Annotated in this window: 13 protein-coding genes; 5 read left to right on the forward strand and 8 right to left on the reverse strand. The window is 70.8% G+C overall.

The genetic code is table 11. The features are described from left to right. On the forward strand, nt 1–546 hold the full coding sequence (locus tag ABZ725_RS40570; protein ID WP_358807397.1) for an arginine repressor: 546 nt from the start codon (nt 1–3) through the stop codon (nt 544–546). A gap of 148 nt (nt 547–694) precedes the next feature. Here the strand turns inward: ABZ725_RS40570 and ABZ725_RS40575 are convergent, their stop codons facing one another. The 7 genes from ABZ725_RS40575 to ABZ725_RS40605 form a co-directional block, all read right to left on the reverse strand. Then, entirely contained in the window at nt 695–1,495 is an 801-nt protein-coding gene (locus tag ABZ725_RS40575; RefSeq protein WP_358807398.1) for an FAD:protein FMN transferase, read from the reverse strand. After that, nucleotides 1,488–2,594: an FMN-binding protein gene (locus tag ABZ725_RS40580; RefSeq protein WP_358807399.1), complete on the reverse strand. Its 1,107-nt coding sequence runs from the start codon at nt 2,592–2,594 to the stop codon at nt 1,488–1,490. Before ABZ725_RS40580 ends, ABZ725_RS40575 begins: the two co-directional genes overlap by 8 nt. 57 nt (nt 2,595–2,651) lie before the next feature. Continuing rightward, entirely contained in the window at nt 2,652–4,034 is a 1,383-nt protein-coding gene (locus tag ABZ725_RS40585; protein WP_358807400.1) for a ferredoxin reductase family protein, read from the reverse strand. Nucleotides 4,035–4,163: 129 nt separating this feature from the next. Further along, complete coding sequence (locus ABZ725_RS40590) at nt 4,164–4,907, reverse strand: L,D-transpeptidase family protein (protein ID WP_358807401.1); 744 nt, start codon at nt 4,905–4,907, stop codon at nt 4,164–4,166. An 83-nt stretch (nt 4,908–4,990) separates the two neighbouring features. After that, nucleotides 4,991–6,691: a heme peroxidase family protein gene (locus ABZ725_RS40595; RefSeq protein ID WP_358807402.1), complete on the reverse strand. Its 1,701-nt coding sequence runs from the start codon at nt 6,689–6,691 to the stop codon at nt 4,991–4,993. A 142-nt stretch (nt 6,692–6,833) separates the two neighbouring features. After that, on the reverse strand, nt 6,834–7,415 hold the full coding sequence (locus tag ABZ725_RS40600; protein WP_358807403.1) for a pyridoxamine 5'-phosphate oxidase family protein: 582 nt from the start codon (nt 7,413–7,415) through the stop codon (nt 6,834–6,836). Between the two features lie 124 nt (nt 7,416–7,539). Then, nucleotides 7,540–8,439: a hypothetical protein gene (locus ABZ725_RS40605; protein ID WP_358807404.1), complete on the reverse strand. Its 900-nt coding sequence runs from the start codon at nt 8,437–8,439 to the stop codon at nt 7,540–7,542. Nucleotides 8,440–8,630: 191 nt separating this feature from the next. Between ABZ725_RS40605 and argH the strand changes: the two genes are divergently transcribed. From argH to ABZ725_RS40625, 4 genes are all read left to right on the forward strand, one after another. Then, on the forward strand, nt 8,631–10,064 hold the full coding sequence (gene argH, locus ABZ725_RS40610) for an argininosuccinate lyase (protein WP_358807405.1): 1,434 nt from the start codon (nt 8,631–8,633) through the stop codon (nt 10,062–10,064). Between the two features lie 181 nt (nt 10,065–10,245). Beyond that, on the forward strand, nt 10,246–11,217 hold the full coding sequence (locus tag ABZ725_RS40615; protein ID WP_358807406.1) for an aldo/keto reductase: 972 nt from the start codon (nt 10,246–10,248) through the stop codon (nt 11,215–11,217). Nucleotides 11,218–11,298: 81 nt separating this feature from the next. After that, the gene (locus ABZ725_RS40620) at nt 11,299–11,847 is read left to right on the forward strand and encodes a helix-turn-helix domain-containing protein (protein ID WP_351907986.1); all 549 of its coding nucleotides are present in this window, start codon (nt 11,299–11,301) and stop codon (nt 11,845–11,847) included. Then, nucleotides 11,844–13,367 (forward strand): MFS transporter, encoded by a 1,524-nt coding sequence (locus tag ABZ725_RS40625; protein WP_358807407.1) that lies wholly within the window; start codon nt 11,844–11,846, stop codon nt 13,365–13,367. The genes ABZ725_RS40620 and ABZ725_RS40625 overlap by 4 nt, the downstream gene beginning before the upstream one ends. Before the next feature lie 102 nt (nt 13,368–13,469). Here the strand turns inward: ABZ725_RS40625 and ABZ725_RS40630 are convergent, their stop codons facing one another. Then, nucleotides 13,470–14,141 carry a lysophospholipid acyltransferase family protein gene (locus tag ABZ725_RS40630; RefSeq protein ID WP_351908212.1) on the reverse strand — a complete coding sequence of 224 codons (672 nt, stop codon included), beginning with the start codon at nt 14,139–14,141 and terminating at the stop codon, nt 13,470–13,472. Between the last annotated feature and the right edge of the window lie 233 nt (nt 14,142–14,374).

A 14,374-nucleotide genomic window follows, 5' to 3' on the forward strand; every position in this document is an offset into this window, starting at 1 on the left:
ATGAGTCAGGCGCAGGAGCATGAGCAGCCGGGGGCGGGTGGACCGGCCGTGCCGCAGACCCGCACCGCGCGTCACCGCCGGATCGTGGACATCCTCAACCGTCAACCGGTGCGGTCGCAGAGCCAGTTGGCGAAGCTGCTGGCCGACGACGGGCTGAGCGTCACCCAGGCGACGCTGTCGCGGGACCTGGACGAGCTGAACGCGGTGAAGATCCGCAACACCGACGGCGATCTGATCTACGCGGTGCCCAGCGAGGGGGGTTTCCGCACCCCTCGGGCGCCGCTGGGGGAGTCGGCGAAGGAAGAGCGGATGCGGCGGCTGTCGCAGGAGCTGCTGATCTCCGCGGAGGCGTCCGCGAATCTCGTGGTGCTGCGTACTCCGCCGGGGGCGGCGCAGTTCCTCGCGTCGGCGATCGACCAGGCCGAACTGCACGACATTCTCGGGACGATCGCCGGCGACGACACCTTGCTGCTGATCAGCCGGGAGGCGACGGGCGGGCAGGCCCTCGCGGAACACTTGTTGAGACTGGCTCAGAACGGCCACTGAGCGCTGCGCGGGCTGGAGCTGTCTTGAGGGCGCGGGGTGATCGGGGGGCTGGTCGGGGCTGGTCGCGCCCACGCGGCGGAGCCGCAGATGAGAACCGTCCCGCGCCCCTCAGGGGGCGCAGTCGCCCTGCGCTGCCCGGCCGCCCCGCTCAGCCGAGCCGTCCCGCCAACCCGCCCGTGCAGCGGACCTCGTCGCCCGCCGTGATGAGCAGGGCCTCCACGTCCGGCAGGGATTCCAGCCAGGCGAGGCCCTCTCGGGAACCCATCGCGAAGGCGGCCGTGGCCCAGCAGTCCGCCCAGGTCAGGCGGGGGGCGACCACCGTCACGGCGACGAGGTCGGTCACCGCGGACCGGCCCGTGCGCGGGTCGACGATATGGGTGCCGCGCTCCGCCGTACCCGATGTCGCGACCGCCAGTTCGTCCGCGCCCGCCGCCGAGACCACGGCGGCGAGGCCGCCCGGGCGCAGCGGGTCCGACACCCCGACCCGCCACGGCCGTTCGGGCCCGGGGACGCCCAGCAACTGCACGTCCCCGCCGCCGTTGACGCTCACTCCGCTCACGCCGACCGCCGCGATCAGCTGGGCCGCGCGCTCGGCGGCCCAGCCCTTCACGATGCCGGTGGGGTCGAGGCGGCCCTGGTAGCGCATGCTGAACCAGCCGTCGCTCACCCGCTCCGCCTCGGCGCCCAGATCGAGCACCTCGGCCACCTCGGGGTCGCACTCCTCGACGGTCAGCTCGCCGCGCACCAGCCGGGAGACCTGACTGTCGTCGCGGTAGGTGCTGAACACCTCGTTGACCCGGTGCAGTGAGGCGACCGCCTCGTCCAGCGCGATCCGTACCGCCTCGGCCTCCCCGCCGCGGACGTCGAAGGAGAAGACGGTCCCCATGACCTCTTCCGCATGACGTACCACGGCGGGTGCCGCCGCCGACTCGGTCACGGTCTCAGCCACCGGCCTGGTCCAGCGCCGACTGCAGGGACTTCTTGTAGCCGTCGCTGGTGTAGGTGGCCCCGGAGACGGAGTCGATGTCCGCGCTGCCGGCCGCGACGGCCGCCGCGTTGAGCTTGGGGACGGAGAGCTCGGTCTTCTGGGAGCTGGTCCCGCCCGAGGGCGCCTGGACCGCCTCCGCCTTCGTGATCTTGCCGTTGGCCACGGTGATCCGGACCTGGACCGGCCCGTACTGCGTCTGCTGGACCTCGCCGGTGACGGTCTTGGCCTGCGCGGCACCCGCGTCGGAGCCCGCGTCGGAGCCGGAAGACGCCTCCCCGGAGCCCGAGGAGCCCGCCGCCGAACCCGAGGCCGCCTTCGCCTTGTCCAGCGCCGACTGGAGGGACTTCTTGTAGCCGTCGCTGGTGTAGGTCGCGCCGGACACGGAGTCGATGTCCGCGGTGCCCGCGGCGACCGCCGCCGCGTTGAGCTTCGGGACGGAGTCGGCGGTCTTCTGGTCGCTGGTGCCGCCCTTGGGCGCCTGGACCGCCTCCGACTTGGTGATCTTCCCGCCGGCGACGGTGATCCGGACCTGCACGTTGCCGTACTGCGTCTGGACCGCGTCGCCGGTGAAGGCGCCGGCGGCCTGCGCGCTGCCGGACCCCTGGGAGGAGCCGGCGCTCGCGTTCGCCTTGTCGATGGCCGACTGGAGGGACTTCTTGTAGGCCTCGCTGGTGTACGTCGCCCCGGAGACCGTGTCGATGTTCGGGCTCTGCGTGGCGACCACCGCGGCGTTGAGCTTGGGAACGGCGTCCGCGGTCTTCTGGTCGCTGGTGCCGCCCTTGGGGGCCTGGACGGCCTCCGCCTTGGTGATCTTGTTGTCGACGACGGTGATGCGTACCTGCACGTTGCCGTACTGCGTCTGGACCGCGTCGCCGGTCATCGTGCCCGTGACGGTCGCCCCGGCGCCGCCCTGGGCGGCCTCCTGGGCCTGCGCTCCCGCGCCCGCCGTCTGCGTACTGCCCGGGTCGGACGACGGCTTGAGCGACAGCAGCAGCACGATCCCGGACACGGTGGCGGCAGTGGCCAGCACCACGCGCCGAAGAGGGTGGCTCTTCCTCATCTCTTTCTGAGCTCCTGATTCAGGTTGAAGGCCGAGGGTCGTGCGGATTCCCGTCGCTCACATCTCGAACGACTCGTGATGGATACGGCGGGCCGGGACCCCGGCGCCGCGCAGTGCCTCGAACACGCCTTGCGCGAAGCCGTTCGGCCCGCACATGAAGACGTCGTGGCTGTCGATGTCGGGGATCTTGCGCTGGAGGGACTCGGCCGAGATGTCGGGGCGCTCCCCGTCGGGGCTGTTGACCGCGTACATCAGCCGCGCCCCGCGCTCGTCGGCGATCTTCGCCAGTTCGTCCCACAGCGCCAGGTCCTGGGTGCTGTTGGCCCGGTAGAGGAGGGTGATGTCACCGGCGGCGCCCGGCAGCGTCTCGAACAGCGCCCGCATCGGCGTGATGCCGACCCCGCCGGCCACCAGCAGCACCTTGCCGCGGCTGCGCCGGGACGCGGTCATCGCACCGTAGGGACCCTCGGCCCACACGCGTGTGCCGGGCCGCAGTTCGCGCAGCGCCGCGCTGTGGTCGCCGATCGCCTTGACGGTGATCCGCAGCAGGTCCGGGCGCGGGGCCGCCGACAGCGAGTACGGGTGGGAGCTGAAGCGCATGCCCGGGGCGAGGAACCGCCACCGGAAGAACTGCCCGGCCTCCGCGCCCATCCGGTGCAGCTTGCGCCCGCCGATCAGCACCGAGACGATGCCCGGCGCCTCTTCGATGACCGCCTCGACGTGCATGCGGTGGCGCAGGTTCAGCCGGACCGGGGTGATGATGCGGTACCAGACGACCAACGAGGTGACCGACCCGTACAGCACGTACCAGACGGTCTTCGCGACGGGCTCGATGGCGAAGTCGTTGCCGGTGGTGATCTGGTGCCAGAACGTCAGGAACACGGCCGCGTACGTCATCAGATGGATGTGGTACCAGGTGTCGTACGGCATCCGCTTGCGCACGGGGCCGATCGACACCAGGCCGATGAGCACCAGCAGACCGGTGCCGATGGCCGCCTTGCCCATGTCGGGCAGCTGGTTGATGGAGTCGATCGTCTGCTGGACGATGTCGCCGAGCGACTTGCCGGCCTGCAGCGCGTACCCCCACATGATGAGGAACACGTGCGCGAAGGTGAGGCAGAGCGTGTACCGGCCGCTCATCGCGTGCCAGCGGGCGACCCGGTCCGAGCCCACCCGGCGCTCCAGCGCCGGCACCCGTGCCATCTGCAGCACGACGAGCGCCATGAGGTATCCGGCGAGAAGGCCGGTGATCCGTCCCGCGTTGAGGATCTTGCTGTCGGTGTCCGCGATGTTCGGCGTGTTGCTCCACCACAACCACAGCACGCCCGCGGCGCCCGCCCAGACGGCGAGCAGCAGCGGAACGGCCGGGGAGCGGCGCGGACGGATGCGGCGCATCGTCTGGCGGCGGGCGGCACGGCCGCCGGCGATCGTCGTGGTCACTGTTCCTCCGTGGGTACGGACCCTTGGCCCTCAGATACGGGCCGCAGTCGCGGAGTGTTCAGCCGTTGTGACCACAGTGGTGCGCGGGTTCGGTACCGGTCGACTCGGCGTCGGCCGATTTCGTACCGGTCAGTACCGGGTGATCGCCGTCGGCCCGTCGGCGGTGCCGATCGCGATGTGCGGGCGCTCCTGCGGCCGGGCCCACCGCAGCATCCGTCGCATCGCGTCCAACGGCACCGACACACAACCGGCCGTCGCCCCACGGCCGTCGACATGCAGGAAGATGCCCGCCCCACGGCCGCGCACCGGCCTGCCGTAGTTGAACCCGATGACCAGGGCGTACGCGTACTGCGTCCGGTACGTCACCAGGTGCTCGGACTCGGCGGCACGGCAGTCGGCCGGCCGTGGCTCGGTCCATCGGTTGTAGGCGCGGGAGCCGTTGTCCTGACACCACCAGGAGTTCCGGCCCACGGGACGGTACGGGTACGTCGTCCCGCGCGGGGCCGCCCGGATGCCGAAGGCGAACGGGAGCCCGTACAGGCCCGTCGGCGTCGTGTTCGTGCCCTGTCGGCGGGCGCCTCCCTCGACCAGGCCGTTCGCGCCGAACCGGGCCGGCGCGGAACCGGCCCGCACCCACCGTCCGTCCCGCAGGTCCCACCAGGCGAGCAGGCCCGATGTGGAACCGGCCTTGGGGGCCACGGCGGTGATCAGCTGTGTGCCGCCGCCCGTGTCCGCCATCCGCGCGGGCAGCGCGGCCACCGACGGCGGAGCCGCCCCGACGCCCGGAGCCGCCCCGAGCAGCAGCAATGACGCACAGACGACGGCGGTGGCGACAGCGGGGACGACAGCGGTGACGACGACACGTGGACGCATGATCAGACGCTAGAGCGCGGTGGCGGCACCGGCAGGCCGGGTGGGCCGACCGGGCACGGCGCCGCCTCTCCAACGTCGACCGCTCAGACCACCGGACCCAGCGGGTTGAGCTGGTCCGCCCGCCCCTCGAAGGCGTAGAGCAGCAGGTCGGTCATGTCGAACACGTCGTCGGCGTTGCGCGCCGCGACCGGGCTGAGGAAGGGACGCCAGAAGGGGTCGCGCACGATCGAGTGCCGGCTGCCTTCCATGGCCCGGTGGAACACCTCGGCGACGATGCGGCCGCCGACGCCGGTCAGCTTCCCACCGCCCTTCACCTCGGCCTCGCGCAGGATGTAGAACCACAGCGGCGCGTTCTTGGAGACCGCCTTCGCGAGCCCGGCGGAGAGCTGCGCACCGCCGCCCTGTGCGAAGTCGGCCGCGGTGAGCGGGTCCACGTCGACCTTCCGGCCGACGAAGTGCTCGACCATCTGCTGGCCCGTCGCGAGCCGCAGCATGGAGGCCCGGGTGAGGTTGCGGAAGGCGAGGTTCAGCTCGATCTCCGGGGGCTTCTCCTGTCCCCGCCCGCCGAAGGAGCCGAGCGGCAGTTTGGCGAGCGGATTGACCAGCAGCGTGTCGATGCGCTTGGCGAGGTTGAACTGGGTCGCGGGCACCTGGAGATCGGCCCGCTCCGGCACCGCCTCCTGGAAGGCGAACAACCGCCGGAAGTCGGCGATCCAGTTGGTGGGCAGCCGCTCGAACTCGCCCGCCTCCGGGTCCGCCGGGTTGGCGGGCGGCGGGGAGAGGATGCCGCTGGTGCCGCTGAACTGGAACAACAGCTCCAGTGTGCCCCGGCCCTGGTCGAAGACCCGGTTCCAGTTGTAGCGGCCCCGGACCATGCTGTGGCCCAGCCGGTAGGCGGCCACGGAGAATTCGATCGGCATGGTCGGCAGGTTCTGCTCGCCTGCCGCCGGCTCGAACACCCGTCGGCCGTTGTCGAACACGTCGTCGACGATCTCGGGGTCGACGATCCGCTTCAGGAAGTCGTGGCGCAGCATCCACTGGTAGTGCTTGACGACCGTCTCGCGCGCCGACTCGAAGAGGACCGCGCTCGACACGCCCTTGCCGACCAGGTCGGCGATCACCCGGTTGTGGAACCGGATGAAGGCGGTGTGGATCTGGGCGACGACCAGGTTCTCGTCGTTGCGCGGGTCCGGGATCAGGGCCCGGCGCCGCTCGGACCTCAGCGAGCCCGAGCCCGTCCTGGGCAGGTCGAACCCGGCGAGGGGCTGGCCCACGACGGACGGGTCGTTCGGCACGCCCTGCGTGGTCCCGGTCTTCAGCCTGAGCCCGTCGTCCTCGTAGAACCGGCGGTCGAAGCGGTGGTCGGGCCCGAGGCCGTAGAGGGAGTCGAGGTCGAGGGCCGGGGAGCGGCCCTGGAGGAGCTGGCGCACCGTGATCTCGTCCTCGAGGCGCACCGCGGTGGCGTCCAGGGTGAGGTCGTGGTCCACGAACTGGCCGAGGTAGGTGAACCCCGCGGGGACCCCTTCCTGGTCGGGGTGGGTCGCCGCGGCGTCCGTCATGGCCTGGGCCAGCTCGGTGCGGGCGTTCCGGTCGAGCTGTTGGGCCGGCCGGGACTGCGGGCCCAGCCGGGAGAAGCGGAACTTGCGCAGGTCCGCCACGGAGGAGGCGGGCTCTGCCGCCATGGGCTCGCCTTCCCCGGACTCGCCGAGGATGCCCTCGCCGACGACATAGAAGGAGGAACGGACATGGCGTTTGCTCTGTGGTTCACGTGCGGGTCGGAACATGAATCCCCCATGTGGTTCACGCATGCGCGAGAGAGCGCACGGATGAGCCCACGCTAGGGGACGAGAGCGGCGGAAGGGCGAATTCCGTCAATTACCCCAAGAAGCCCAAGAGTTGACGGTCTGTACACATGACCTATGCGCGTCAAATCGGACTCAGCGGCAACGGCAGTCCGGGCAGTCCGTCCATGCTCGTGGCGATGTGCTCCTTCTTCGCGAAGTACGCGCTGAGCGAGTCGTCGTCCTCCCGCGCGAACCGCTTCGCGTGCAGCTCGCGGTCCTCGTCGTACGTCATGAAGGGAACCGCGTACCCGCAGCTGTCCCGGACGAGTTCGGCGTGCACGACGATGATCGCGCGCAGCCCGTGCGAGGTCGCGTCGATGTCGGGGAAGCGGGCGAGGAACTCCCCGAAGCGGGGGTCGTCACGGAAGACCGGCTCGCCGCGGCCGTGCACCCGCACGATGTTCGGCGGCCCCTGGAAGGCGCACCACATCAGCGTGATCCGGCCGTTCTCCCGCAGATGCGCGATGGTCTCCGCGTTGGAGCCGGCGAAGTCGAGGTAGGCGAGGGTGTGCTCGTCCAGCACGGCGAACGAGCCCTTGAGGCCCTTGGGGGAGAGGTTGACCGTGCCGTCCCCGGACAGTGGCGCGGTCGCGGTGAAGAAGAGGGGCTGCTCCTCGATGAACGTACGGAGCCGGCCGTCTATGCGCTCATAGGTCTTTCCCATGTCTAACGATTATCCGGTAAGCGCGTTCGCGCGTCCAAGGAAATAGCCGAATCGATGTGCTGTGCACATGCCACAGCGGCCGCCCCGGTCGGCGCTTCCCGGGGCGGCCGCTGTGCCTGTCACGTCACTGGTTCAACGTGCAGGGGGCCAGGGCCTCGAGGCCCTGCGGCTTGGTGCCCTGGCGGCCGATCGAGATGGCGATGCGGTCGATCGTGGACTCGCGCTTGCCCTCCAGCGGGCCGAGGATCGCGTTCTGCACGAAGTTGGGGCCGCCCTGGCCGACGGTGTTGACCAGGCGGGTGTTGGCCTCGGCGAGCTGCGTCTCCAGCAGTGCCAGGTTCCGGTCCACCTCGGCCTGCGCGGAGGCGGGGATCTCCGGCAGCTGCGAGGCGACGTCCGGGCAGCTGATCGTGCCGGCAGCGCCCGCCTCGGCACCGGCGTCGCCGGTGTCCTCCGCCGCGCCGTCCTCGGCCCCGCCCGCGGCGGCGGTCTCCTCCGCGCCCGGGGTGGCCTCGGCCTCGTCACCGGCCGCGTCGCCGGCGCCGGCCTCCTCGCCGGTGTCCGCCGCGCCGCCCGCGTCGAGGGCGCAGGGGGCGAGCGCCTCGAGACCCTGGGGCTTGTCCGCGGTGCGGCCGATGGCGGTGGCGATGCGGTTCACGACGGCGATCCGCTTGTCCTCCAGCGGGCCGAGGATCGCGTTCTGCACGAAGTTGGCGCCACCCTGGCCGACGGTGTCGATCAGCCGCTGGTTGGCCTCGTCGATCTGGGTCTGGAGCAGCGCGAGATTGCGGTCGACCTCGGCCTGTGCGGTGGCGGGGATCGCGGGCAGTTGCGAGGCCACATCCGGGCACGAGATGGTGCCCGGGCCGGCGGCGAGCGTGTTGGCGTTGGTGGTGCCGTTGCTCTTGGACGACTCCCCGGCGAGCGCGGAGTTGACGACGACCGCGCCGGACAGAGCCAGAGCGGCGGCCGCGCCGATGACCACCACGCGACGCTTGTTGTACTTCGGAAGAGCCCTGGACATGGGGGTGCCTCACTTGGGTCAGGAGTGGGTTTACAAACACGCGGCCGGCGTTCAGCGGTGAGTACGGGTAAGCGGTTGCCGTTGTTCAAGGCGTCTTCAAATCTCTTACCGAAGTTCCCCGAATTGACGAATCATGCATAGCGCTGCATAATCATGCAGGACCTTGAGTGCAGCGGTGAGGAGCAACGCAAGTGAGCAGCAACAGCGGTGACGTACGGCTCTGGGGCGCCCGTTTCGCCGACGGCCCCGCCGAGGCCCTGGCGAAGCTGTCCGCGTCCGTCCACTTCGACTGGCGGCTCGCGCCCTACGACATCGCCGGTTCACGCGCCCACGCACGCGTGCTGCACAAGGCGGGCCTGCTCACCGAGGACGAGCTCACCCGGATGGTCGCTGGGCTCGACCAGCTCGACGCGGACGTCGCCGACGGCTCCTTCGTCGGCACGATCGCCGACGAGGACGTCCACACCGCCCTGGAGCGGGGCCTGCTGGAGCGGCTCGGCGCCGACCTCGGCGGCAAGCTGCGCGCGGGCCGCTCCCGCAACGACCAGGTCGCGACCCTCTTCCGGATGTACCTGCGCGACCACGCCCGGATCATCGGCGGCCTGATCGCCGACCTCCAGGACGCCCTGATCGGCCTCGCCGAGGCCCACCCGGACGTGGCGATGCCCGGCCGCACCCACCTCCAGCACGCCCAGCCGGTGCTCTTCGCCCACCACGTTCTCGCGCATGTGCAGTCCCTGTCCCGGGACGCGGAGCGGCTGCGGCAGTGGGACGAGCGCACGGCCGTCTCGCCGTACGGCTCCGGCGCGCTCGCGGGGTCCTCCCTGGGTCTGGACCCGGAGGCGGTGGCCGCCGACCTCGGCTTCGAGAACGGCAGCGTCGGCAACTCCATCGACGGCACGGCGTCCCGCGACTTCGTCGCCGAGTTCGCCTTCATCACCGCGATGATCGGAGTGAACCTCTCCCGGATCTCCGAGGAGATCATCATCTGGAACACGAAGGAGTTCTCCTTCGTGACGCTGCACGACGCGTTCTCCACCGGCTCGTCGATCATGCCGCAGAAGAAGAACCCGGACATCGCGGAGCTGGCGCGGGGCAAGAGCGGCCGCCTGATCGGCAACCTGACGGGCCTGATGGCCACGCTCAAGGCGCTTCCGCTGGCCTACAACCGTGACCTCCAGGAGGACAAGGAGCCGGTCTTCGACTCCTGCGACCAGCTCGAGGTCCTGCTCCCCGCCTTCACCGGCATGATGGCCACCCTCACCGTCAACCGCGAGCGCATGGAGGAACTGGCCCCGGCCGGCTTCTCGCTCGCCACCGACATCGCCGAGTGGCTGGTCAAGCAGGGCGTGCCGTTCCGTGTCGCGCACGAGGTGGCCGGCGAGTGCGTCAAGGCGGCAGAGGCCGAGGGCAAGGAGCTGGACGAACTGACGGACGACCAGTTCGCCAAGATCTCCGCCCACCTCACCCCCGAGGTCCGCACGGTCCTCAACGTCCGGGGCGCCCTGGCCTCCCGCAACGGCCGAGGCGGCACGGCCCCGAGCGCGGTCGCGATCCAGCTGGCAGAGGTGAAGCAGAACGTGTCGGTCCAGCACGAATGGGCTGCGGCGAAAAACAAGCGCTGAGGGCAGCGCCCCCAAGGGGCGCGGGGCTGTGTCGATGTGCGGCTCCGCCGCGTGGGCGCGAGCAACCACAACGCACCCGCACCCGCCGACGAGCCGCACTCCCCGAACTCTGAGGCGCCCCGCATTCACCGAAGGCCGTCGCGGGTTACGTTGGTCAGCAGCCGACCGAACGGAGCCTGCGATGCCCTTCGCCCGCCTGGCAGCGGCAACGACCCCCACCTGTCACATCGGCTTCGGCCTCGCCGCAGTCGGCCGCCCCGGCTACATCAACCTCGGCCGGGATGACGACCTGGGAGCGGACCGCACGGTCGAATCGCTGCGCACCCGCACCCACGAACTCCTCGACGCCGCCTACGCCCAGGGCGTCCGCTACTTCGACGCGGCGCGCTCCTACGGCCGCTCGGAGGAGTTCCTCGCCGACTGGCTGAAGGTCCGCCCCGACGTCGACGACATCGTCGTCGGCAGCAAATGGGGCTACACCTACACCGCCGACTGGACCACGGACGCGGACAAGCACGAGGTCAAGGACCACAGCCCCGCGACGTACGAGCGTCAGCGCGCCGAGACGGACGAACTGCTCGGCGCCCGCCTCGACCTCTATCAGATCCACTCGGTGACCCCGGACAGCCCCGCCCTCACCGACAAGGAACTCCACGCGAAGCTGGCCGAAGCCGCCGCCCGGGGCCTCACCGTCGGCTTCTCCACGAGCGGCCCCGCCCAGGCCGACGCCATCCGCGCCGCCCTCGCCGTGACGGTCGACGGCGAGCCCCTCTTCCGCACCGTCCAGTCGACGTACAACGCGCTGGAGACCTCGGCCGGCCCGGCGCTCGCCGAGGCGCACGACGCCGGACTCACGGTGATCGTGAAGGAGGGCATGGCCAACGGGCGTCTCGCGGCGCCGTACGCGCCGGACGTCCTGAAGGCCGTGGCGGGCGAGACCTCCCTCGGCTGTGACGCCGTCGCCCTCGCCGTGATCCTGCGCCGGCCGTGGGCCGGCGTCGTCCTCTCCGGCGCCGCGACCGCCGCCCAGCTCGCCTCCAACCTGCACGCGGCCGTCGTCGATCTCGACGACGACCAGCTGGACCGGCTGGCCGCGCTCGCCGAGGACCCGCGGGCGTACTGGGAGCGGCGCGGCAGCCTGCCCTGGCACTGAGAAACCCCCTATGCCCGCCCACGGTGAGTCGCGCGTGCCCGTGGTGAGACATCAACGTCTCATATGGGCTAACCTTGTCTCATGGCCGTCGACCGTGACCACGTACTCCGCAGCGCCGCCGCCCTGCTGACCCGCAGATCCACCGCCACGATGGACGAGGTCGCCAAGGCGGCCGGGATCAGCCGCGCCACCCTGCACCGTCACTTCGCCGGACGCGACGCGCTGGTCCGCGCCCTGGAGGCGCTCGGCATAGCGGAGTGCGAGAGCGCCCTGGACCGGGCCCGGCTGGAGGAGGGCCCGGCGGCCGACGCCGTACGCCGACTCGTCCAGGAGATCGAACCGGCCGCCGCCCTGCTCGCCTTCCTCTACTCGGAGAACCAGCTCTTCGAGGGCGACCAGCACCAGGGCTGGACGCGGATCGACGACCGCATCGCGACCCTGTTCCGGCGCGGCCAGGCCGACGGCGAGTTCCGTATCGACCTCACCCCGGCCTGGCTCACCGAGGCGCTCTACGGCCTGCTGGCCTCCGGCGCCTGGGCGGTCGTGGAGGGCAGGGTCGCCCCCAAGGACTTCACCCACATGATCGTCGAGCTGCTGCTCGGCGGCGCTCTACGGAGAGAGGAATCATGACCAGCACCCTGCAGCCGGAGACCACGACCGAGGCGGTGAAGCGCCCGGACCGTTGGCTCGCGCTCTCCGTCCTCGTGCTCGCCGTGCTGCTGGTGGCCGTCGACGCGACCGTCCTCGGTCTCGCGACCCCCTACATCAGCGAGGACCTGGGCCCCTCCGGCACCCAGCTCCTCTGGATCGGCGACGTCTACTCGTTCGTCATCGCCGGCCTGCTCGTCTCGATGGGCAGCCTCGGCGACCGCATCGGCCGCAAGCGGATCCTGCTCGTCGGCGCCACCGCGTTCGGCCTGATATCGGTCCTCAACGCCTATGCCACGACCCCGGAGACGATGATCGCGGCCCGGGCCCTGCTGGGCGTGGCGGGCGCGACCCTGATGCCCGCCACCCTCGCCCTGATCCGCAACCTCTTCCACGACCCGCGCGAGCGCAGCCTCGCGGTCGGCATCTGGGGCGCGACCGCCTCCGCCGGCACCGCGGTGGGCCCCATCGTGGGCGGCTTCCTGCTCGAACACTTCTGGTGGGGCTCGGTCTTCCTCATCAACCTGCCGGTGATGGTCGTGCTCGTCGTCGTCGGCCTGAAGACGCTGCCCGAGTCGAAGAACCCCGACCCGGGCCCCTGGGACCTGGTCAGCGTGGTCCTCTCGCTGGTCGGCATGATCGCCGTCGTCTACGCGGTCAAGGAGGCCGCCAGTCACGGCCCGACCTGGGAACCGCTGACGGCGGGTCTGCTGGGCGCGGCCGCGCTCCACGGCTTCGTCCGCCGCCAGCTCACCCTCCCCAAGCCGCTGCTGGACATGCGCCTGTTCCGCAAGCCCGGCTTCAGCGGCGCGGTACTGGCCGACATGCTGACCGTGCTCGGCATGTCCGGCCTGGTCTTCTTCCTCTCCCAGTACCTGCAGTTGGTACAGGGCAGGAGGCCCCTGGAAGCCGGCCTGGCCGAACTCCCCGCGGCCGTGGGCGCGGTGGCGGCCGGACTGATCGCGGGCCGAACGGCCCGCCGCTACTCGGTACGCGCCGTGGTCTCCGGCGGTCTGGCGGCGATCGGCCTGGCCCTGGCCGCGCTGACGACGATCGACGCGACGACCGGCTATCCGATCCTGGGCGCGGCCCTGCTGGCGGTCGGCATCGGCGCCGGCTTCTCCTTCACGGTGACCTCCGACGTCATCCTGTCCTCGGTCCCCAAGGAACAGGCGGGAGCGGCCTCAGCGGTCTCCGAGACGGCGTACGAGTTGGGCGCGGCCCTCGGCATCGCCGTACTCGGCTCCATCGTGACCGGCGTCTACCGGGGCTTCCCGTCCCCGACGGGCACACCGGAGGGCGCGCACGAGTCGTTGGGCGGCGCGGTGGAGGCGGCAGGCCACATGTCGACCCCGGCGGCCGAAACCATGCTGACCTCGGCCCGAGAGGCATTCGTCAACGGCCTGAGCGTTGCATCGGGAGTAGGCGCGGCGATCCTGCTCGCCACGGCACTCGCAGCCTGGTTCCTGCTGAGGGACCAGCGCCTGGAGGACGCCGGGTAAGGGTCGCAACCCAAGGGGCGCGGGACAGCGCCGACATGCGGCTCCGCCGCGGGGCGCGACCAGCCACAACGCACCCCCACGCGACAACGAACCGCTACACCGCTACGCGGCTTTCGCCTTCGTCGCATACATGTCCACGTACTCCTGCCCCGACAACCGCATGACCTCGGTCATCACCGAGTCCGTGACAGCCCGCAGCACATACCGATCCCGGTCCATCCCCTCGTACCGGGAGAACTCCATCGCCTCGCCGAACCGAACGGTGACCCGCCCGGGGCGGGGCATCCCCGCACCCCCCGGCTGCAACTTGTCCGTGCCGATCATCGCGAAGGGCACGACCGGCGCGCCCGTCATCAACGTCAGCCGCGCGATGCCGGTACGGCCCCGGTACAGCCGGCCGTCGGGCGACCGGGTGCCCTCGGGGTAGATCCCGAAGACCTTCCCCTCCTCCAGCACCCGGCGCCCGGTCATCAGGGCGGCGACACCGCCGCGTCCGCCGTCGCGGTCGACGGGGATCATGCCGACCCCGATGAAGAACCAGGCCATCAGCCGGCCCTTGAGGCTCTGGCCGGTGACGTACTCGTCCTTGCCGATGAAGAAGACCTGCCGGTCGCACACGAGCGGCAGGATCATCGAGTCGATGAACGTGAGGTGGTTGCCGGCCAGGATGACCGGACCGTCGCCGGGGATGTGCTCCGCGCCCTCGACCCGGGGGCGGAACATCAGGCGCATGACCGGTCCGAGCACTGTCTTGATCAGCGCGAAGCGGGACAACGAGCCCTCCGATGTCAAGGGAAAACGGTATGAGTCTGTGCAGGTGAGGACGATACTCGCGGCCGTGGGGGTGGCGCACATCGGGTCACCCAGGTCTTACGCACTGTTGACCCACGTTTACCTGTACGGCCGTATCGCCGCCCGCCCGACACCTGCGCGGAACGCTGCGAGGCGGTGCGCTTAACCGACTGCTCACTGCCCGCCTTCCCGGACCGAACCCGTTCAATCCACCG

Origin of the sequence: Streptomyces sp. NPDC006872, assembly GCF_040635845.1 — a bacterium.
GTDB lineage: Bacteria > Actinomycetota > Actinomycetes > Streptomycetales > Streptomycetaceae > Streptomyces.

Bases quoted from the DNA above. Each gene is read 5' to 3' on its own strand.
- ABZ725_RS40570 (WP_358807397.1), top strand. From the start codon at position 1: ATGAGTCAGGCGCAGGAGCATGAGCAGCCGGGGGCGGGTGGACCGGCC.
- ABZ725_RS40580 (WP_358807399.1), bottom strand. From the start codon at position 2,594: ATGAGGAAGAGCCACCCTCTTCGGCGCGTGGTGCTGGCCACTGCCGCC.
- ABZ725_RS40590 (WP_358807401.1), bottom strand. From the start codon at position 4,907: ATGCGTCCACGTGTCGTCGTCACCGCTGTCGTCCCCGCTGTCGCCACC.
- ABZ725_RS40595 (WP_358807402.1), bottom strand. From the start codon at position 6,691: ATGTTCCGACCCGCACGTGAACCACAGAGCAAACGCCATGTCCGTTCC.
- ABZ725_RS40600 (WP_358807403.1), bottom strand. From the start codon at position 7,415: ATGGGAAAGACCTATGAGCGCATAGACGGCCGGCTCCGTACGTTCATC.
- ABZ725_RS40605 (WP_358807404.1), bottom strand. From the start codon at position 8,439: ATGTCCAGGGCTCTTCCGAAGTACAACAAGCGTCGCGTGGTGGTCATC.
- ABZ725_RS40615 (WP_358807406.1), top strand. From the start codon at position 10,246: ATGCCCTTCGCCCGCCTGGCAGCGGCAACGACCCCCACCTGTCACATC.
- ABZ725_RS40620 (WP_351907986.1), top strand. From the start codon at position 11,299: ATGGCCGTCGACCGTGACCACGTACTCCGCAGCGCCGCCGCCCTGCTG.
- ABZ725_RS40625 (WP_358807407.1), top strand. From the start codon at position 11,844: ATGACCAGCACCCTGCAGCCGGAGACCACGACCGAGGCGGTGAAGCGC.